The 19,024-nt window shown below is 61.5% G+C and carries 14 protein-coding genes; 11 read left to right on the plus strand and 3 right to left on the minus strand.

The genetic code is table 11. From position 1 onward, the window contains the following. Positions 1–138: 138 nt before the first annotated feature. Entirely contained in the window at positions 139–1,446 is a 1,308-nt protein-coding gene (locus ACQ66J_RS09040; protein ID WP_430431361.1) for a hypothetical protein, read from the minus strand. 255 nt (positions 1,447–1,701) lie between these two features. Here ACQ66J_RS09040 and ACQ66J_RS09045 point away from each other — a divergent pair, with 255 nt between their 5' ends. From ACQ66J_RS09045 to ACQ66J_RS09055, 3 genes are read left to right on the plus strand one after another with little or no spacing between them, the layout of a single operon-like run. Further along, on the plus strand, positions 1,702–2,274 hold the full coding sequence (locus ACQ66J_RS09045) for a TetR/AcrR family transcriptional regulator (RefSeq protein ID WP_430431362.1): 573 nt from the start codon (positions 1,702–1,704) through the stop codon (positions 2,272–2,274). Beyond that, positions 2,271–3,335: an efflux RND transporter periplasmic adaptor subunit gene (locus ACQ66J_RS09050; protein ID WP_375550086.1), complete on the plus strand. Its 1,065-nt coding sequence runs from the start codon at positions 2,271–2,273 to the stop codon at positions 3,333–3,335. The genes ACQ66J_RS09045 and ACQ66J_RS09050 overlap by 4 nt, the downstream gene beginning before the upstream one ends. A 26-nt stretch (positions 3,336–3,361) precedes the next feature. Beyond that, on the plus strand, positions 3,362–6,448 hold the full coding sequence (locus ACQ66J_RS09055) for an efflux RND transporter permease subunit (RefSeq protein WP_430431363.1): 3,087 nt from the start codon (positions 3,362–3,364) through the stop codon (positions 6,446–6,448). Here ACQ66J_RS09055 and ACQ66J_RS09060 read toward each other — a convergent pair. Further along, on the minus strand, positions 6,445–8,382 hold the full coding sequence (locus ACQ66J_RS09060) for a glycosyltransferase (RefSeq protein WP_430431364.1): 1,938 nt from the start codon (positions 8,380–8,382) through the stop codon (positions 6,445–6,447). The genes ACQ66J_RS09055 and ACQ66J_RS09060 overlap by 4 nt on opposite strands. 149 nt (positions 8,383–8,531) lie before the next feature. Between ACQ66J_RS09060 and ACQ66J_RS09065 the strand changes: the two genes are divergently transcribed. The 4 genes from ACQ66J_RS09065 (at position 8,532) to ACQ66J_RS09080 (ending at position 13,282) form a co-directional block, all read left to right on the plus strand. Beyond that, a complete protein-coding gene (locus ACQ66J_RS09065) occupies positions 8,532–9,452 on the plus strand; it encodes a hypothetical protein (RefSeq protein ID WP_430431365.1) in 921 nt (306 codons plus the stop codon). A gap of 152 nt (positions 9,453–9,604) precedes the next feature. Continuing rightward, positions 9,605–11,536, plus strand: coding sequence for a hypothetical protein (locus tag ACQ66J_RS09070; RefSeq protein ID WP_430431366.1), 1,932 nt, complete (start codon positions 9,605–9,607; stop codon positions 11,534–11,536). A gap of 99 nt (positions 11,537–11,635) precedes the next feature. Further along, positions 11,636–13,027: a hypothetical protein gene (locus ACQ66J_RS09075; protein WP_430431367.1), complete on the plus strand. Its 1,392-nt coding sequence runs from the start codon at positions 11,636–11,638 to the stop codon at positions 13,025–13,027. A 72-nt stretch (positions 13,028–13,099) separates the two neighbouring features. After that, positions 13,100–13,282: a hypothetical protein gene (locus ACQ66J_RS09080; RefSeq protein WP_375550080.1), complete on the plus strand. Its 183-nt coding sequence runs from the start codon at positions 13,100–13,102 to the stop codon at positions 13,280–13,282. A gap of 9 nt (positions 13,283–13,291) precedes the next feature. Here ACQ66J_RS09080 and ACQ66J_RS09085 read toward each other — a convergent pair whose 3' ends face one another. After that, positions 13,292–14,083 carry a DUF1295 domain-containing protein gene (locus tag ACQ66J_RS09085; RefSeq protein WP_430431368.1) on the minus strand — a complete coding sequence of 264 codons (792 nt, stop codon included), beginning with the start codon at positions 14,081–14,083 and terminating at the stop codon, positions 13,292–13,294. A gap of 177 nt (positions 14,084–14,260) precedes the next feature. Here ACQ66J_RS09085 and ACQ66J_RS09090 point away from each other — a divergent pair, with 177 nt between their 5' ends. The 4 genes from ACQ66J_RS09090 to ACQ66J_RS09105 all read left to right on the plus strand — a co-directional run bounded on the left by ACQ66J_RS09090 (position 14,261) and on the right by ACQ66J_RS09105 (position 19,007). Continuing rightward, positions 14,261–14,590, plus strand: coding sequence for an ArsR/SmtB family transcription factor (locus ACQ66J_RS09090; RefSeq protein ID WP_375550078.1), 330 nt, complete (start codon positions 14,261–14,263; stop codon positions 14,588–14,590). 2 nt (positions 14,591–14,592) lie between these two features. Further along, positions 14,593–15,477, plus strand: a complete 885-nt coding sequence (locus ACQ66J_RS09095; RefSeq protein ID WP_430431369.1) for an MBL fold metallo-hydrolase — start codon at positions 14,593–14,595, stop codon at positions 15,475–15,477. 10 nt (positions 15,478–15,487) lie between these two features. After that, a complete protein-coding gene (locus ACQ66J_RS09100) occupies positions 15,488–15,919 on the plus strand; it encodes a TIGR01244 family sulfur transferase (RefSeq protein ID WP_430431370.1) in 432 nt (143 codons plus the stop codon). A gap of 313 nt (positions 15,920–16,232) precedes the next feature. Continuing rightward, positions 16,233–19,007: a hypothetical protein gene (locus ACQ66J_RS09105; RefSeq protein WP_430431371.1), complete on the plus strand. Its 2,775-nt coding sequence runs from the start codon at positions 16,233–16,235 to the stop codon at positions 19,005–19,007. The last annotated feature ends 17 nt before the right edge of the window (positions 19,008–19,024 follow it).

The raw sequence follows: 19,024 nt of genomic DNA on the forward strand, positions 1-19,024 counted from the left end.
TGCCCACAACGGATTTAGCACGGACCTGCGGACCCGCCATCATTGAATGGCGTTTTTTACAGCTCTGAGGAGAAGCTGCGCCAAAAAAGACCCCGCCGGGACGACGGGGTCTTTGAAATGTAAGTTTTAAGCGGTGCGTTAGCGCGTATCAGAATTCGCGTCAGACGACTGAGCCAGGTCAGACACATCAGACGAGACCGGCTCGACCTGTGCGAAGCCCAGGGCCTCACCGATATTGGGCAGATTGCCCGTGGCCAGGAAGGGCAGCCCCAGAGCCATGGCCACTGAAATCACAAGGCCGATCAGCGCACGGATAATGTCAGTGGTCACGTCAAAAGCCGCATCTTTGACGCCACGCAGTTTGGCGACGAAGGAAATGGCCAGTTCGCGCCCGGCCAGCAGGCCCAGGAAGACCCAGGTCGTGCTCATGGGGATGTCGTTGATCTCTTTGAAATACATCAAGATGATGCCGAAGGCGAAATCGACGACGGTGGCTGCGCGCACATCCACGGTGTTGGTTTTGGACAAAACGATCTTTTGAATCTCGCCGCCGCGGGCCGCGAAGATCAGGGCGTGCAGGCCCAGCATCAGCAAGGTCGCGAAGACCAACAGTCCAAACGAGAAGGTAACGCTGACATCGCCGGACACCGGGTCCACAACGGTCTCGCGGGGAAGGTAGACGAAAATATTCGCCAAATCCTGCATCAGCCATTGCGACCACAAAAAGCCGGTCGAGAGCCATTGCAGTACGAACCAGGTGTTGAATCGATGGGTGGCGATCGCGACGACAACGCTGCCAGCGATGACGAGACCCGTGGCGATCCAGTTGGCGTCAGCGAGGTCCGGCAGGCTCGGCCCGTTCACCAGCAGGTAGACCAGAAGCGCGGTCAGCCCGGCGACCATTGGAATATGCCAGTTCGGCGTGCCGTGGTCCTCGACATCGGTCTTGAACACCCAGGTCTCAAACATGCGCGAGATCAGCGCGAAGAGCAGCGCACCAGCACCGAAGGCGACCAGATAACCCAGCAAGGACTTGATCATCATGCTGCCCAGCACGCCCGCAGTGGCGGAGCCGCCGGTCAAGGTGAAAATGGTCAGAACGAGGAAGGTGGTGGAGACCGGGATGCCGAACCGCGTCAGGATCAGCAACACAAGCGGCGGCAGGATATGCCACCATTGAATGCCGGTTTCAGGATAGGGGATGCGGTTCAGGCGTCCGAAGGCGATATCGCCGTCTTGGCCGAAATATCCGTAAAGCATCACCGCAACGATGATGGAGGCGGCGAAAGCCCAGAGAACCAGCCAGGGACGTTTGGCGTTGGACGCCAGAAAAGTCCCGAGCGTCTGGATGACATCGTTCGCCACAATGGCGTAGGCGGCGAACATGAAGCCTATCAACGCAAATAGCGGGACCCCGAAAACGCCCAGCTGACCAAGATCCGCCATGAGATCATATCCTAATTGTTCAGGCCCCTCGCAGCGCCGGAGCGCTGTTGTGCGCCACCCGATAGCAAGGGCGAGGCGATGCGGGAAGTCAAAGCATCGGCTGGAGCCGTCTTTTTCAAGATTCTGTCACATGAGAGGCCGTAGGGGCGTTCTTTGTAACAAAGTGTGTACCGTCTGGTCGGTTAGGGGTTGTAAAACCGTCCAGACGGTATAGATGCAGTGCAGCAAACACTGTCAGAGCGTGAGGCGCGGCCCTTGAACCACACTCCTACTGCAAGCCAATCCGAAGAAAAGCCGAGCACGTCCGAGCTCATTCTGGACGCGGCGGAACGCGTGGTCGCACGCGATGGCGCCAGCTTGACCATTGACGCTGTCGTCAAGGAAAGCGGGTTTTCAAAGGGTGGCGTTCTTTACAATTTCCCGTCGAAGAAGGCGCTGATCGAAGGCATGATTCAGCGCATGACCGACCGTTTCCTCGAGCGGCACGAGACTGCGAAGGTGCAAGCCGTCGCTGAAAACGCTCCGCTTCTACCGGCTCTGATCTCGGCGTTTTTTGACGACAAGCATGTGGATCGGCAGGTGCATATGGGCCTGCTGGCGGCGTTGGCGGAAAGCCCTGAGCTGATTGAACCGATCCGGCGTGTCCACCAGCAAATTCGCGAAGACATGCTGACCCACGCCTCTGACCCTTACGTCGCCCGGATCGTGATGCTGGCCGCGGATGGCCTGCATTTCTCTGAGATCCTGGGCCTTGAAACCTGTTCGCCAGATGAGCGTGGAGCCATAGAAGCCCGCCTCATCGCTCTTGTGACGGAGCCTCCCCGATGACTGTTCGTAATCTGATGTTTGCGGCGAGCGCCCTTGGCGTTCTGGCCGCATGTTCACCAGCAGAGCCTGAAGAGCAGGCCCCCCCGAGAGCGGCGCGCATTGAAGCCGTACAGGCGGCGGCGACCTCGAACCAGCGTGAGTTTGTGGGGCGTGTGGAAGCGCGGCTCACTGTCGACCTGTCCTTTCAGGTCGGCGGTCGACTTGCGGAGTTTCCGGTCTCCGAGGGCCAGCTGATCGAGCAGGGCGTCCTGGTCGCCCGGCTTGAGACCCAGGATTTCGAACGCGCCCGACGCGAGACGCAGGTTCAGCTGCAACAGGCGCGTCAAAACCTGGACCGGCAGAGAACGCTCAATGAGCGCGGCATCGCATCGGACGCTGCGTTGGAAGACGCGCAGACAGCTTACGATCTGCGCGCCGTCGCGCTCGACACCGCCCGTCAGAACCTGGAGTACGCGACGATCAACGCGCCTTTTGACGGGCTGATCAGCCGCCGGCTTGTCGACAACTACACCACCGTCTCGGCAGGTCAGCCAGTGGTGCGCATTCAGGATGTCAGCGAGTTGCGGGTCGCCATTCAGGTGCCCGAAAGCCTGATCGCTCAGGTGGATCGCGGTGACGAGCCGGAAATGGTGGCGCGCTTCCCATTCTTGCCCGACCAGAGCTTCCAGCTGGAATATCGCGAACTGGTGGCAGAGCCGGATCAGGCCTCCCAGACCTATACCGCTCTGTTTGCATTGCCGGACTCCGTGCCGGCCAATATTCTGCCGGGGATGACGGCGTCGGTGACGGTCAACCTGCCGCAAAGTCTGTCCAACCAGGCGCAAGGCGTTGTGGCGCCGCTGTCGGCCCTGGCGTCCAATCCTGACGGCAGTTTCTCGGTGTGGGTCTTTGATGCGGAGTCCGGCGCCGTAAGCCGTCAATCCGTGCTTGCAGGCCCGATCGAGGGCGGCCAGGTGGTCATCCATACGGGGCTGGAGCCGGGGGACGAAATCGTCACAGCTGGCGTGAACGCGCTGTATGAAGGCATGCTCGTGCGTCCCATCACCTCCACCAACCGCTGATCGACCGAGACACGGAGCGTCTGACCATGACCGAAACCGCCCAGTCTGCGGTCGGCGGCAAGTTCAATCTTGCCCGGCTGTCCATCGAGCGCCCGGTTCTGACCTGGCTTGTCATTCTGTTTTGCCTGTTTGGCGGGATCCAGGGCTTCATGTCGGTGGGGCGTCTGGAAGACCCGTCCTTCACCATCAAGGAAGCCATCGTGGTCACGCCCTATCCCGGCGCGACCGCCGAAGAGGTGGAAGACGAGGTCACCGAACGCCTGGAAACCGCCATTCAGCAGATGAGCCAGCTTTATGAGGTGTATTCGGAAAGTGCGCCCGGCGTCAGTGAAATTCATGTGCGCATGCGCGACGAGTTTGACGGCAGCGAATTGCCGCAGATCTGGGACGAGTTGCGCAAACGCGTCCGGGACGCCGCTCCGACCTTGCCGCCCGGTGCTGGCGCCTCTCAGGTTCTCGACGATTTTGGCGATGTATACGGCATTCTCTATGCGGTCACGGCGCCGGGCTATTCGGATCGTGAAATCCGCGATATCGCCGATGATCTGCGCCGCGAATTGCTGGTCGTTGAAGGCGTTTCCAAGGTCGAAGTCGCCGGTGTCACAGATGAACGCATCTACATCGAAATCTCTCAGGAGGACCTGGCGCGGCTGGGGCTTCCGGTGGAAGCCGTATTGTCGACGCTCTCCAATGAAAACGCCGTGGTCTCTGCCGGTGAGTCGCCCTCGGGTGACCGCCTTTTGCGCATTGAAATGCCCCAATCCATCGGCGGCGTTGAATCCATTGAAAACCTTCTGATTTCGCCACGCGATGCGGGTCAAACCTTGCGTCTGTCCGACATCGCCACTGTGACCCGTGCGCCGGTCCAGCGGGCGGACGTCTACATCTATCACAATGGCGAACCGTCCTTCACCTTGGGCGTTTCAGGGCTTGAAGACACCAATATCGTGGATGTGGGCGAAGCGGTGGAATCGCGGCTCGCTGAGCTTGAACAGGACCTGCCGGTCGGTGTGGAGCTGAAGCCCATCTATGAGCAACACACCGTCGTGGCTGAAGCGACGAACGGCTTCCTGGTCAATCTGGCGATGTCGGTCGGCATTGTGATCGGGGTGTTGTGCCTGTTCATGGGCTGGCGCGCCGGCGTGACGGTGGGCGTTGTCTTGTTGCTGACGGTTCTGGGCACGCTGTTCTTCATGAACGCGTTCGACATCACCATGCAGCGCATCTCTTTGGGCGCGCTGATCATCGCCATGGGCATGCTGGTGGATAACGCCATTGTAGTGACCGAAGGCATTCAGGTCTCTGTTCAGCGCGGCGATGACCGGATGAAAGCGGCCGAAGACGCGGTCAACTCAACCCAATGGCCGCTTCTGGGCGCGACAGTCATCGGCATCATGGCGTTTTCCGGGATCGGATTGTCGCCGGACTCGACCGGCGAGTTCCTGTTCTCCCTGTTCGCCGTGATCGGGATTTCGCTGGTACTGAGCTGGGTGCTGGCGATCACGGTCGCCCCAATGATCGCGTATCATTTGTTCAAGGGCGAAAAGGCCAGATCAGACGATCCGCATGGCCGCGGCATTTACGGACTCTACAGCAATATGCTGGCGACCGCGCTGAAGCACCGCATCCTGACAGTGCTCGCGCTGGTGGTGGTTTTCATCGCGTCCATCATCGGGTTCGGCTCGGTCAAACAGGCCTTCTTCCCGAATTCAAACACGCCGATGTTCTACGTGAACATGACCATGCCCCAGGGCTCGGACATCCTGGCGACCGATCAGGTGATCCGCGATGTGGCGCGCTTCGCCGGCGAACAGGACAACGCCCGTTCTGTGGATGCGTTCGTGGGCCGGGGCGCGACGCGCTTCATGCTGACCTATACAAGCGAGCAGCCCAATCCCGCCTATGGTCAATTGATCGTCCAGACGGAAACGCTGGACGAGATTCCGCCGCTGGCGGACGCCATCATGGCCTATGTGACCGAGACGTATCCTCAACTCGAAGCCCGGTCCGAGCGGATCGTGTTTGGTCCGCCCTCCGGCGCTCAGCTTGAAGCGCGTTTCATGGGGCCTGACGCAGAGGTGCTGCGCTCTCTGACCGAGGAGGCGTTACGACGGCTCAGCGTGGCGGGCGAGTTCCGAGACTTGCGGACGGACTGGCGCAATCGCGAGCTGGTGCTTGTGCCGCAAATCCAACCTGATCGCGCTAGAACTATCGGCGTCACCCGGGCGGATGTCGCGGATGCGCTCAGCTACGCCACTTCGGGCTCGCAAGTGGGCGTGTTCCGCGAAGGCGATCTGCTGATCCCGATCATCGCGCGGGCGCCCGATTATGAACGCGCTCAACCCGACAGCCTGACGGACCGGTTGATCTGGAGCCCGTCCCAGGACGCCTATGTGCCGATCAGCCAGGTTGTCAGCGGGTTTGCTGTTGAGCCTCATGAAAGCCTGATTCAGCGTCGCAACCGCGTGCGCACTCTGACGGTGCAGGGCAATCCCGCCTCTGATGACACCACGGCGGCCTCAGCGTTCCCCCGCTTTGCTGAAATCGTCAGCGGCATTGACCTGCCTCATGGGTATTCGGTCGAGTGGGGCGGAGAATACGAGGCCTCCAGCGAAGCTAATGAATCGCTGGGCGGCGTGTTGCCGCTGAGCTTCCTGGTCATGCTGGTGATCAGTTTCGTCCTGTTCCAGAGCGTGCGGCAGCCACTCATCATCTGGCTGCTTGTTCCGATGTCGATCTGCGGGGTCAGCATGGGGCTTCTGGCGACCAATGTGGCCTTCTCCTTCACCGCGCTTTTAGGGCTGTTGTCCCTGTCGGGCATGCTGATCAAGAACGCCATCGTGCTGGTGGACGAGGTGGACCAACGCATTGCGCGCGGCGATCCGCGCTATGACGCCATCCTCATGGGCTCGGTCAGCCGCTTGCGACCGGTGCTATTGGCGGCGGGCACGACGATCCTGGGCATGACGCCTTTGATCTTTGACGCCTTCTTCCAAGGCATGGCGGTGACCATTATCTGCGGTCTGGCCTTCGCAACGATCCTGACCATGATCGCGACGCCGGTCTTGTACGCCCTGTTCTTCAGGATCAAGGATGACGAGGTGACGGCCTAGCCGGCAAGCGGCGGTTTCTGACGGGGCTTGGGCGCGTCAAAGGCGCGCTCGGCCTTGCCGCTTGGGAAGATCAGCGAAAGCGTCGAGCCCAGCGTGTAATACGAGCGCAGGAATCGGAAGCCCATGTAAAGCGGCAGGATCGGGATGAGGTCGAGCCGTCTCCAGACGATCAGCACGAACAGCGCCAGCACAAAGGGCATGCCCATCACAACGGCCACGACGGTTGCGAAGCTGGGGTGGCCATAGACGCCGCCAAACAGGAAGAACACGATCAGGCCGTAGATCAGCAGCGGCGTCATCATCGCCCGCCGCGCGCCGTTGAGCAGGGTGAACGGCAAGGCGACATTGCCGATCACCGAGCCATTGCGGAACAGCATATCCCGGTTGTGCGCAGTGACATGGTAGAGCGAACGGAACCAGCGCGTGCGCTGCTCGCGCAAGAAGGCCAGCGTGTCGGGCGTCTCGGTGTAGAATTTGGCCTTGGGGTCGGCGACCATGCGATAACCCAGCGAGGTCATGCGCAAGGTGATGTCGGTGTCCTCGCCATTCATGCCCTCGGTGAAGCCGCCCGCCTCGTCCAGCGCCGATTTGCGATAGATCACGAACATGCCGGGCAAGCCGAAGACACCGCCGAACGCGCCGAAGCCCACCTGAACGAAGCCATGGCGCATCAGCACCTCGATGGCGCGCACCTTGGACAACAGCCCCTCATCCGCATGGGGCAGAGGCAGACCGCCGACGCCGCCCACTGCGTTGCGGGCGAAATGGCGCATGGCGGTTTTCAGCGTATCGGGCGCAATCACGGTGTCGGCGTCGATGCGGACGACAAAGCCTTCCTCAATCAGGTCGAGGCCGCGATTGAGCGCCCGGGCCTTGCCGGGAATCGTGCTCGTGTCGACGATCCAGCCCGCCAGGTTTTCACACCGCGCCAGGGTCGTCTCCGCCAGTTGCGCCGTGTCGTCATGGGAGCAGTTCTCCATCACGATCACCCGCACATCGCCGTCATAGTGCGCCGCCGCTGCATCCACAGCCAGAAGCGTTTCGCGGATCTGGTGGGCTTCATTGTGCGCCGGAATCATCACCGCGACCGGGGGCGAAAAGGCGCGGCGGCGTGAGATCTGGTTGCGCCCCCATCCCAGAACAGCCAGCTGCACCCCCATCACTTGTTGGGCCAGGAAGACGCCGGGTCCCATACCGCCCAGCAGCGCGATCGAGCGCAGATAATCAGCTTCAGGCTGGAAAACGGACGACACCAGAATGGCGACGATCGCCGCAACGCCGCCCGTGACGAACAACAGGCCGTATTCGTACAGCTTGCCGTCACGCAGCACCGCAGTTCCTGAAGCAGTCGGCAGGCGCGCCTGGCTGATCAGGGTGTGCGGAAAGATGATAAGCCCAGCCATGCCGGCGAGAAATTGCTGGAAATGGACCGGCCAGACCGCGCTGGCCCATCGCCAGCTCAGCCAGGCGGCCAGGTCGATCACGATGCAGGCCAGCGCAAGCTTGAGCATGAAGCTCATCGCCAGCACGACCCGTTTGCCCGGCGTGCCGTAGGCGAACAGCGCATAAGTCAGAAAGAAGCTCAGAAGGAAGGTGCGGACCGGCAGAACCGCATTCATTCGGTCTGCGGTGAAGCCGACGTAGTCTCGCGGTATGGCGACATCAAACAATGCGCGGCTCAGCTCGGGCAGCGCCAGAAGGATGATGGAGAAAAAGGCGAACGCGGCGAGGGCGAAGTCCTGAACCTCTCTGGGACGCGCGACGGAGACGCCGACAGGCGCAGAATCCACAGAGCGAAAGAAGTCCGCCTTGCGGCCCTGATCATCCAGGCGCACTCTCGCAGTGTCTCGTTTCAGGACCGTCTCGGTCTGTGCATCTGCGGCATGCGCTTTGCGAGAGGGATTGCGAAGGGGCGGGTCGGTGTCTTTGAGCATGGTCGGGACGCCTTACCGCTTCATGGCGCGTTCAGATTTGATCGCGTACTGGTTGACTGTGGCTTTTAACGAAGCATTAACAGTCGGAATTCGGAAGGGCAATTCATCCGGACTGACGGGTGAAGACGGGGGACATGATGGCGAATTCCATGCGTACCAGCATGTTGGCGGCTGGGCTGGCTGTCGTGAGCGCGGGCGCCGCCCAGGCTGACGGGCGTTTCGAGCTTCAATCGACCAACATGATCGCTCGGTCTGATCCGTTTTCAGCCGATGAGGCGTTGGCCTCCGCAGGGCCGGCGGTGTTCGATCTTGAGACAAGTTTTGACTCAAATACCTGGCTCCGCCGCGTACAGCCGCTTGCAGGCCGACAGGTGCTCCGTTTCGAGGGGCAGCTGCGCGTGCGCGGATACGCTGATCGGGACGAACTCAATTCGGTGCTGGTCACGCCGCGGGGGCAATATTGGAACACCACAGCTGATAACCGCCTGCAGGTTCGTCTGGCGGCCGGCTATAGCGCGCTGAGCCGGGATGGAAGCGCTCATTGGACGCGTCCGGAAGCCGAGGCGCAGCTGCGCTGGCGCCCGCAAGGCGATCAGCGACTTGAAACCGTCTTCCGCGTGCGCGCCAACGCCTATGATTTCGAGCGCGCCGATCTTCAGGGCTTGGACTCAGAGCGGGTGCGGGTCGGTCTCGAGCAGTTTTTCAGGCCTGCGGATGACACTCTGGTGATGCGCATCTCGGCTTATTTCGAACAGGCCGACGCCGAAGAAGAGCGGTTTTCCTTTGAGGAAGCCCGTCTGCGGGGCGAAGTCATCTGGTCGCTTGATGACAAAAGCTCGGCCGCGCTGGTCGCTGACTATCGTGACCGCGATTATGACGGCGCCTTTTCGGCGCTTCAGCCGGTCGCGCGTTCAGATCAGCGCTTTGAGATCGAGGCGCGTTACGAGCGCCAGATTGCAGAGCGGGTCAGCGCGTTTGTGGCGGCTGGGTATCTGGACAATGAGTCCAACATCCAGACCCGCGATTATGGCGGCGCCATCTTCCGCGCCGGTTTTTCTCTCCGGATATGAACGGTCACCACAATGATGACACAGTATCGCCGGGACGCCGCCCGAGTTGACGTCTTTAAAGGTTGGGTAAGAAACGCGTCGAAGGCTCACAGGTCTTGTCGTGAAGCGTTTTATCGCTGCGGGGGCGGCGACAGGTCCGGGGCTAATCCAGCATGAAAACCAATCGTGAGTACAAGCGCAGATTTCCCTGGTTTTCTGCATCCCTTGGCATTGTCGCGCTCGCCAGCGTGGCGACGCTCTTCGTCTCGGGACAGCTGAACGCCGGACAGGGCGAGTTCGGATTGTTCGTGCGCCAGGTCTTTGATCGCATGACCAGCGCGCAGGCGGCGCTTGGCCGTGATGGTCTTTATGACGTCAGCCTGGCGGACGCGGGCCATGAAGACGGCCTCGTCGTGTCTGGATATCCCTCTTACGCCTCCGCCAGCCTGCCTTTGGTGCGCGATCAGCGATCGCGTGCGGTCCGGCTCGTTCTGAGCGGCCGTCAGGATGTCAGCGTGGACGCCGTGACGGCGTTGCGGGTGACGGTGAATGGCCGACGCGTGATGGAGCGGGTGCTGGCGCCAGGCCAACGGGATTTCACCTGGGTGTTCGACCTGACCGAACAGCTTGAAGGCGCCGCGGATGCGCGTGTCGGCGTGCAGCTGGCTGGAGACGTATCCGCCCAGGTCTGCCATTCGGACCGCTCCATGGGCGCGGTGCTCAGCCTGGCTCCGACTTCCGGTCTGGAGATCGAGCTTGAGGGCCCGCTCACCTCGGTGCGCGACGTGCTGGCCTTGACCCCGCGCCAGGTGGTGATCGCCATGGATGACGGCGAGGCCTGGTTCGAGATCGCGACCCGGCTGGGCGCGCGGCTCAATCGGAACGGTTTTTCGGTCACCATGATCAACCTCGCTGACGCGTCGGCGGTCGTGGAAGCAGGCGCGGAAGGCGTGATCCTGGCGGGCTCGCGTGAAAACCTGCAGCGCGCAGGGTTTCTGTCAGTGGATGAACGTGCCCCTGCGGGCGCCAGCCTGTGGCGGCGCGCCGGACACACCATGGTCGCCGTCACGGATGCGGAGCGTATCGACACTGTGCGCTTTCTCACCAGCGAGTTGTCTGCCATCGCCCGTGGAATCTCGGTCAATCCAGTCCAATTCCTGTCGGGTGAAGGCCCGTCGGTGCTGACCCTTGACCGGCTGGGCGTGGACACCAGCGTGCAGCAGGTTGCTGACCGTCGCGAATGGCGCTTCAGCTACGTGTTGGCGGAGTCGCCGCAAGGCCGGGTCGCTGATGCTGTAGGTCTTGATTTTCGGCTGCCGGACGGTCCGACAGGGGTGACCACCGTCGCTCATGTGGCGCTGAACGGTGAACTGATTGATTCTCGCCGGCTCAGCGGTTCTGGCCAGAACCGTTATCGCGTGGATTTGCCGACAGCCCGGCAGGGTCTTGTGAATGATGTCGCCATAGCCTTGCAGCGCCAGCGCGATGATGGCGGGTGTGAAATCTCCCAGCAGCGCTATCCGGTCCAGCTGGCGAGCGACAGCGCGCTGTTGTTTGAAAGCGCGCAGGCCGGTCAGGGTTTCACCCATTTGCCCGAGCGGTTTGCCGACGGTGTGGAAGTGCGGTTGCCGGATGTGATGAGCGCCGCCCAGCGTTTGGTCATGGCGCGTGTGACGGCGAATGCGCTGGCCTTGTTCGCGCCCTCGAACGCCCCGCTCGCCTATGTGTTCTCCAGCACGGATAATGGCCGTTCCGGCCCCGTGGAGCGTCCCTTCCTGGCGATCAACAACACACCCCTGAATGCGCAGGCGCCCTTGCGGGTGTATGCGGACCGGCTGGTGATCGAAAACGGCGCCGGGGTGGATGCGGATGTGCGGGCCTTGTCCAACCTGACCTTGTTGCAGGTGTCGCGCGCTGAAATCGCGCCGGAGACTTCCCGGCAAGAGCCGCGCTTTGCGCCAGGTCTGGTGGTGCACGCCATTGATGATGCGCCCTCCATGCGCGGAGCCCATTTGGGACAAAACCCCGTGGCGATCATTCACGCGGACGGGGTGGCGATGTCACCTGGCGGTCAGGGCCTGCCCAGCGCCATAGGCTTCGATTAATCCATGTCACGCTATGTTAAGACCTTCGCAAGGTGAGTGCGATCTGGTGTCAGTCTAACTGACGCAGGGACCGGGGTGATTCGCTCCGGGAAGGGACTCATGGAGCTCGCCACCGCAGATGCTGTTCAACCCCGCGAGGGCGAGGCCGCGTTCATTCTGCAATTGCGACCGCCGGAAACCGCGAATGCGGACGCGCTGGCTTCGGGACTTGAGCGCTTTACCTCCTTGTTCCTGGAGCGGGCGGTCAGCGACCGGGTGCGCTTTTCCCCGCTTGGCGCTCTGACCTGGGCGCTGTGCGCGCCGACAGACCATGTGGACGATGTGGACGCCGCCTGTGATGAGCTGGCCAGCACCTTGTTCGGCGACCCCACGAGCGAAGCCGTCCATCTGGCGCGACAGCCAGACCTGCCCCGACAGGAAGATTACCGCATCCAGAATCAGGCGCTGTCTGATGAAGAGGGCGAAGCGGTGATGCAGGATTTGGCTGAACACGAATGGGATCTCGACGAAAAGCCTGAGAGCGCTGATCCTGCGGCGGCCCCCGATGACGACAACTTTGATCTGGATGATGCGACGGTTGATCTGGATGCGTTCGACGCGTCTGAAGAGGATGACTGGGATCTCGTCAAACCCATAGATGAAGACCCGGTCGTGATCCTTGATGAAGGCCCTGAAGACACGGAGCCTGAAGCTGAAGCTGAAACTGAGGCTGTGGTTGAGACAGAGACTCCGGACGCGTCTCTGACCCCGGTGGAGGCTGACTTCGACGATCACGATCAAACCGACGCAGACGGGGCAGAGCGCTCTGACGCCGAAGACGAGTTTGAGCTGGCCGTCACGGCTGACGACAGTGCGGACGAGGTGGGCGCGGACGAGGATACGGTCGCTGTAGACGCGTCGGAAGACGCTCATGAATCGTTTGATCAGAACGATGATGATGACTTTGTTCTGGCGCTGGAGGATCAAGACGGCGCAGCGGATCTCGACGCGTCGGCGCCGGACGCCGAACTCGCCAACGTGCTGGAAGATGCGCTCGACGAGATCAACGCCACGTCGCGCATCTGGGATGAAAGTGCGGACACGGTTGATATTGATGACATTGCGGCCTCGGCGCTGCATGAGACCCGCCTTGGAAGTCAGGTCGATATCGCCGCTGAACTGAGCGCGTTCCGTGAAGAGATGAAAACGATCGCCCAGTCCATTCCCTCGGGCGGCATGGATGCGGCGCTGTCGGATTTCCGGGCGGGTCTGGAAACCTTATCCGGTGAAATCGGCCAACGTGTTGATGGAGCGGCGCAGCGGATTGAAGCTGCGGTCGGCCAGCTGGACGTAAACCGCTATGACGCCGCCAGTCAGCGCGTGGAAAGCGCTGCGGCCTTGATGGAAACGAGCGTCCAGGAAGCCTTACAAGCGCTCAAGAGCGCCAGCTCCGCCATGGCCACGCCGTCTGCCAGCGACATGTTTGAAGAAGCCGACCGGGATTCGGTCTGACCCGAACCTTTCCGCTTGTTAATGAACATCGCGTAATGTTAGTCTTCCCTCGTAAGCGCCGGGGAGGGCGATATGCGGCTAATAGTAGTGATGGCGAGCGTCGGTCTGTTGAGTCTCGCACTGAGCGGCACTGCACTCTACGGGTTCTGTTCTGATATGTCGCAAGGCCGGGCGGAAGACGCCATGCGCTTTGTGGAGCGCTTCCTTGAAAGCGCGCCTGACGGCTTCAGTATTCCGCCTACGCGCCGGACCTGATCACTCGATTTATGACTCTGACCTGGGCGGACGTGGCACAAACGCTGAGGTTCTTGCCTTGTAGCGCGCATAATCCGGACGCCGGTCTTCGATATTCGCTTCCTGGAGCGTGACGCCGGACAGTTTGAGCAGCGTAAAGGTCACAAAGACCGGGCCAGGCAGGGCCAGTGCGCCCCAGCCGGTCTCCGCCGCGATCAGCCACAGCCCCCACCAGACGCAGGCTTCGCCAAAATAATTGGGATGCCGGCTCCACGCCCACAAACCTGTATCAAGCACCTGACCTTGCTTGGACGGGTCGTGTTTGAATCGGCTGAGCTGGGCGTCGGCCAGAGTTTCATACCCGATGCCGAACAGGGCCAACGCGGCGCCAGCATAGCCCAGAGCGCCCAACGACGCTTCGCTGGCGAACGCCTGGCCCAGCTGGACCGGCAGGCTGGTCAGCCACAACAGAACGGCTTGGGGCGCAAAAACGAACAGCGCCGTGGTCCGCGCATAACTCCAGCCGCGCTTCTCGCGCACATCACTGAGCAATTTGGTATAGCGCCGGTCTGCGCCTTCATGCCGCCAGCGCATCAACAGATGAACGCCCAGCCGCATCCCCCATAAGGTCGTGAGCCCGACAATCAGCATGTGTCGCCATGTCGCGCCAGGGCTGAGGGTGAAGCTCAGAACCGCGATCAGGACGATGGAGAACGCCCAGAAGGCGTCAATGAAACTGGGGTCCCGGTTGATCTGGGCGAGCGCCCAAAGGGCTGAAAACAATAATAAAACAAAGCCAAGATTGAGAGCGAGCAGAAGCATGGGGTTCATCAGATCGGCGACCTCCGGTCACAGCAAATGCGTCAGTGACGCGAACGCGAGGCTCGCCTGTGTCATAGGAACAGAAAGTTTGACTGTGAGGAAGACTTGTCACTAGCGGTCAGGATTTCAATTATCAAAACACGTAAGTTCAAATTGAATAGACAAGGGTCCCGATCCATGGGCGCCGAACTAGATCTGGTTGAGTTGCGCGACCGCGCGGATGAAGTCGCCAGCCTGATGAAAATTCTCGCTCATCCGGGGCGTTTGCTGGTGGCGTGCGAGCTGATGGAAGGCGAGTGTTCGGTCTCTGAGATCGAGTCGCGCACAGGCGTGCGCCAGCCCAATCTGTCGCGCGATCTTGCGCGCATGCGTGATGCCGGTCTTGTCACGCCACGCCGGGACGCCAAGCACGTCTATTACAGCCTGGCGGATGTGCGCATCCAAAAACTGGTGTCGGCCTTGTGCCAGGCCTTCGGCCCCCAGGCTCCCAAAGGAGGCGTTGTTTAAAGATGGCAAGCCCTGCTTCAACTCTGAACCCGACGGTCAAAGCCTTTTTTGATCCGGACACGTTCACGGTCAGCTATGTGGTCTCAGACCCGGCCAGCTCGAAAGCGGCGATCATTGATTCCGTTCTTGATTACGACCCCAAGTCGGGACGCACCGCTCATAAAAGCGCGGATGCCGTCATCGCTTATGTGAGAGAGCACGGGCTGGACGTGGATTGGGTGCTGGAAACCCATGTTCACGCCGATCATTTGTCCGCGGCGCCCTATCTGAAAGCCCAGCTGGGCGGACAATTGGCGATCGGCGCCAATATCCGCGCCGTCCAGTCGGTGTTCGGCGACGTCTTCAACGCCGAGGATGCGTTCCGGCGTGACGGCTCGCAGTTTGATCATCTCTTTGAAGAGGACGAGCGCTTCTTCATTGGCGAACTCGAAGCGCGCGCCCTGCACACGCCGGGGCACACGCCGGCCTGCATGACTTATGTCGTCGGGGATGCGGCCTTTGTCGGCGACACTTTGTTCATGCCGGACTTTGGCACGGCGCGGTGTGACTTTCCCGGGGGTGACGCTCGCACGCTGTATCGCTCCATCCAGAAAATCTTCGCCTTGCCTGACGAGACGCGCCTGTTCATGTGCCATGACTACAAGGCGCCGGGCCGGGATGAATACGCCTGGGAGAGCACGGTGGCGGAGGAACGAGCCTCCAACATCCATGTCGGGGGCGGTGTTGATGAAGACAGCTTTGTCGCCATGCGCGAACGGCGTGACGCGACGCTGGCCATGCCCAATCTGATTTTGCCCAGCGTGCAGGTGAATATGCGCGCCGGCGAATTGCCGCCCGCCGAGGATAATGGCGTTCATTATCTGAAAATCCCCTTCGACGCGCTTTAGGAGCGAGACCATGGTCTGTGTTCCGGTAACGTCTGACTTTTTCATTTCGGGGCAGATCACGCCCGATCAGGTGCAAGCGTTCGCCGATCAGGGCTTTGCCGCGTTGATCAACAACCGGCCTGATGACGAAGAGCCGGGGCAGCCCTCTTCAGCTGTGATCGAGGCGGCGGCTGGTGTTGCGGGTCTGGAGTATCTGCATGCCCCCATGCAGGGGGCGCAGATCAGTGTGTCTGACATCGCTCGTATTCATGCGGTGACGCAGCAGGCGTCCGGCAAGGTTCTGGGTTTTTGCCGGTCAGGCGCGCGCTCGATGCTGGGATGGGCGCTGGCGCAGTCGCAAGACCGCCCGGCGGATGAGATTATCGCACTGGCGCGCGGGGCAGGACAGGATCTGTCGCCGTTTCGCAACGTGTTCGAGGCTCGTTACGGATCTCGAGCCTGAGACATATGTCGTCACAGGTGAAAACCGTGTGCGTCATCCAAACTTCACAAAACCCTTAATGATATGTGCACCGGCGCCACACCTGCGTCAGGATCAGTGAGGACTGGCGAATCCAACTGCGTCCGAAGCGCGGATGGCGCTTGCGGCGCATAAGCAAGCCTCGCGCAGATGGCGTGTCACGGCTTCGTCACGCAATTGAGAACCTCGCGTAACATTCTTGCTGTCTTTTCACACCCCGAGCGACCGCCTGCGCTAACAGCCAGTGCGGCGTGTTTTGAGTGTTGCGCCACATAAAGTCCCTCGGGGGGTTCTGATGAAAGTTCAAATGTCCAAGCTGAAACTGCTGCTTGCAGGTGCGTCCTTCGCCGTGATCGCTGCGTGTTCGCAAGGATCCGATATCGCTTCTCCTGGCCCGTCAGCCCCAGGCACGCCTCCGGGCGGCGGCGGCGGCGGCGGTGGCGGCGGTGGCGGCACGGTGTCGTGCCCGACCGGCTTCACCCAAACCGGTTCTGTCGGCGATTTCACGGCCTGTGAAGTCAGCGGCCAGATCCTGTCGAACCTGACCCTGGAAGCTGTTGACGGCGTCGCTTACCGCCTCAACGGCCGGATCGATGTCGGCGCGGATATCGGCGCAGACGGCAACAAGGCGGGCGGCCAGTCCGCACGCCTCACCATCGAGTCGGGCGCAGTCGTCTACGGCGCATCGGGCGCTGACTACATCGTCGTGAACCGCGGTTCGCAGATCGAAGCGCTGGGCACCGCCTCTGAGCCGGTCATCATGACCAGCCAGGCTGACATTGAGCGCCGCGCTGCTGACGCTTCCGACCTGGGCGGCTCCAACACCGCGGAATGGGGTGGTCTGGTGCTCCTCGGCCAGGCGCCGATCAACCGCTGCCTGAGCGCTGCGGCGGCTCCGGGCTCTGTCGATTGCGAAAACATCGTGGAAGGCGTGACCAACCCTGACGCCATCTATGGCGGCGACGACGCCAACGACAATTCGGGCATTCTGCGTTACCTGCAGGTTCGCTTCGCCGGCTTTGCGATCAACACCGCAGGCAACGAGCTGAACGGCATCACCTTCGCCGGCATCGGCGCAGGCACCGAAGTCAATCACGTTCAGGTTCACAACAACGAAGATGACGGCGTCGAATTCTTCGGCGGCAACGTCAACGTCCGCAACCTGGTCCTGACCGGCAACAAAGACGACTCCATCGACACCGACAACGGCTATCAGGGCAACATCCAGTTCGCGATCGTTGTTCAGAATGACGACATCGGCGACAACATCGTCGAAGCTTCCAGCTTGGCTCCGGGCGCCCTGCCGGCGTCTGACGCGACGATCTCCAACTTCACCTTTGTGGGTAACCGTTCGAACGCGTTCCGCCTGAACACCGGCACCGTCGGCACCTATGTCAACGGCGTGGTCGATTACGGCCAGGAATGCTTCCGCTGGCAGGACAGCGCTGGCGACGGCAACACCAGCTTCAACGCAGCGACCGACCCGAGCTTCCGCTCTGTCGTGTTTGATTGCGACGGCGGCCTGGCCTCCTCGAACTCTGTCGCTGGCGTTCCGGCTGCAGCCGTTGCTGCGGATCCGAACAATCTGGTCGGCGCCAACTCGCTGGCCTCTCGCCTGTTCCCGGGTCCGGTCGAGCAGGGCGTCACCGCGGTCGATCCGACCACGCTGGACCCCTTCTTCGAGCCGGCCAGCTATGCCGGCGCTTTCAGCTCGGCTGAAACCGAGACGTCCAACTGGGCGGCCGGCTGGACCTTCGGCCTGTTCCCGGAAGCCGCTTGCCCGACCGGCACTGCGGACACCGGTCTTGAGCTGAACGGCGAAACCATCTGCCGTGTTTCCGGCGTTCTGACCGACGATCTGCGCCTGACGCGCGGCAATGTCTACGAGATATCCGGTCGCGTGGACGTTGGCATCGATGCCGGCGCTGACGGTACGGCAGCGAATGCTGATCCGGCTGTGCTGACCATCGAATCGGGCGTCACCCTGTTCGGCGACAGCGGCGCTGACTACATCGTGGTCAACCGCGGCTCTCAGATCTTCGCCAACGGCACCCGCGAAAACCCGGTGATCTTCACCTCTGAAAACGATCTGACCGGCAACCAGGTTGATCCCGACACCGCCACCGCGGAATGGGGTGGTCTGGTGCTGCTCGGCCAGGCGCCGATCAACCGCTGCTCGACCGGTTCGGTCGCAGGCGGCGACTGCCAGAACATCGTGGAAGGCGTGACCAACCCGGATGCGATCTATGGCGGCAACGACGCTGACGACAATTCCGGCGCGCTGCGCTTCATGCAGCTCAAATATGCCGGCTTCGCCATCAACACTGCGGGCAACGAACTGAACGGCATCACCTTCGCCGGCATCGGTCGCGGCACCACGGTGGAATACGTCCAGGTTCACAACAACGAAGATGACGGCGTCGAATTCTTCGGCGGCAACGTCAACGTCCGCAACCTGGTCCTGACCGGCAACAAAGACGACTCCATCGACACCGACAACGGCTATCAGGGCAACATCCAGTTCGCGATCGTGGTCCAGAACGATCAGCTGGGTGACAACATCGTGGAAGCCTCCAGCGCGGGTAACGGCGTCACGCCGCTGTCCAACGCTACGCTGTCGAACTTCACCTTCATCGGTAACCGTTCGAACGCGTTCCGCCTGAACACCGGCACCGTCGGCCGCTATGTCAACGGTGTGGTCGACTACGGCCAGGAATGCTTCCGCTGGCAGGACAGCGCTGGTGACGGCGTCGCCGGCTACGACATCAACAACGATCCGCGCTTTGACTCGGTTCTGTTTGATTGTGACGCCGGTCTGGCTCGCTCGGGTTCTGACACCGCCGCTGCACAAGGCGCTGTGGATCAGGGTTCGAACAACACCACCGCCACCGCAGCCACGCTGTCTGGCACGTTCGTCAACGGGACCGCTGAGAATGCGCGTCCGGTGTTCGACCCGACCACGCTGGATGCCTGGTTCGAGCCGGTCACCTATATCGGCGCCGTCGAGAACAGCTCTGACCGCTGGTGGGCGGGCTGGTCTTGCGGCCTGGAAGCGTCCTCTCCCTGCTAAGCGCACTTGAGCGCGGG

Origin of the sequence: Oceanicaulis sp., from assembly GCF_965284345.1 — a bacterium.
In the GTDB taxonomy this organism is placed as follows: domain Bacteria; phylum Pseudomonadota; class Alphaproteobacteria; order Caulobacterales; family Maricaulaceae; genus Oceanicaulis; species Oceanicaulis alexandrii_A.

What these genes read in the sequence shown, in the direction of transcription:
- ACQ66J_RS09040 (WP_430431361.1), bottom strand. Translation starts at nt 1,446, where the DNA reads ATGGCGGATCTTGGTCAGCTGGGCGTTTTCGGGGTCCCGCTATTTGCG.
- ACQ66J_RS09050 (WP_375550086.1), top strand. Translation starts at nt 2,271, where the DNA reads ATGACTGTTCGTAATCTGATGTTTGCGGCGAGCGCCCTTGGCGTTCTG.
- ACQ66J_RS09055 (WP_430431363.1), top strand. Translation starts at nt 3,362, where the DNA reads ATGACCGAAACCGCCCAGTCTGCGGTCGGCGGCAAGTTCAATCTTGCC.
- ACQ66J_RS09060 (WP_430431364.1), bottom strand. Translation starts at nt 8,382, where the DNA reads ATGCTCAAAGACACCGACCCGCCCCTTCGCAATCCCTCTCGCAAAGCG.
- ACQ66J_RS09065 (WP_430431365.1), top strand. Translation starts at nt 8,532, where the DNA reads ATGCGTACCAGCATGTTGGCGGCTGGGCTGGCTGTCGTGAGCGCGGGC.
- ACQ66J_RS09070 (WP_430431366.1), top strand. Translation starts at nt 9,605, where the DNA reads ATGAAAACCAATCGTGAGTACAAGCGCAGATTTCCCTGGTTTTCTGCA.
- ACQ66J_RS09075 (WP_430431367.1), top strand. Translation starts at nt 11,636, where the DNA reads ATGGAGCTCGCCACCGCAGATGCTGTTCAACCCCGCGAGGGCGAGGCC.
- ACQ66J_RS09080 (WP_375550080.1), top strand. Translation starts at nt 13,100, where the DNA reads ATGCGGCTAATAGTAGTGATGGCGAGCGTCGGTCTGTTGAGTCTCGCA.
- ACQ66J_RS09085 (WP_430431368.1), bottom strand. Translation starts at nt 14,083, where the DNA reads ATGCTTCTGCTCGCTCTCAATCTTGGCTTTGTTTTATTATTGTTTTCA.
- ACQ66J_RS09090 (WP_375550078.1), top strand. Translation starts at nt 14,261, where the DNA reads ATGGGCGCCGAACTAGATCTGGTTGAGTTGCGCGACCGCGCGGATGAA.
- ACQ66J_RS09095 (WP_430431369.1), top strand. Translation starts at nt 14,593, where the DNA reads ATGGCAAGCCCTGCTTCAACTCTGAACCCGACGGTCAAAGCCTTTTTT.
- ACQ66J_RS09100 (WP_430431370.1), top strand. Translation starts at nt 15,488, where the DNA reads ATGGTCTGTGTTCCGGTAACGTCTGACTTTTTCATTTCGGGGCAGATC.
- ACQ66J_RS09105 (WP_430431371.1), top strand. Translation starts at nt 16,233, where the DNA reads ATGAAAGTTCAAATGTCCAAGCTGAAACTGCTGCTTGCAGGTGCGTCC.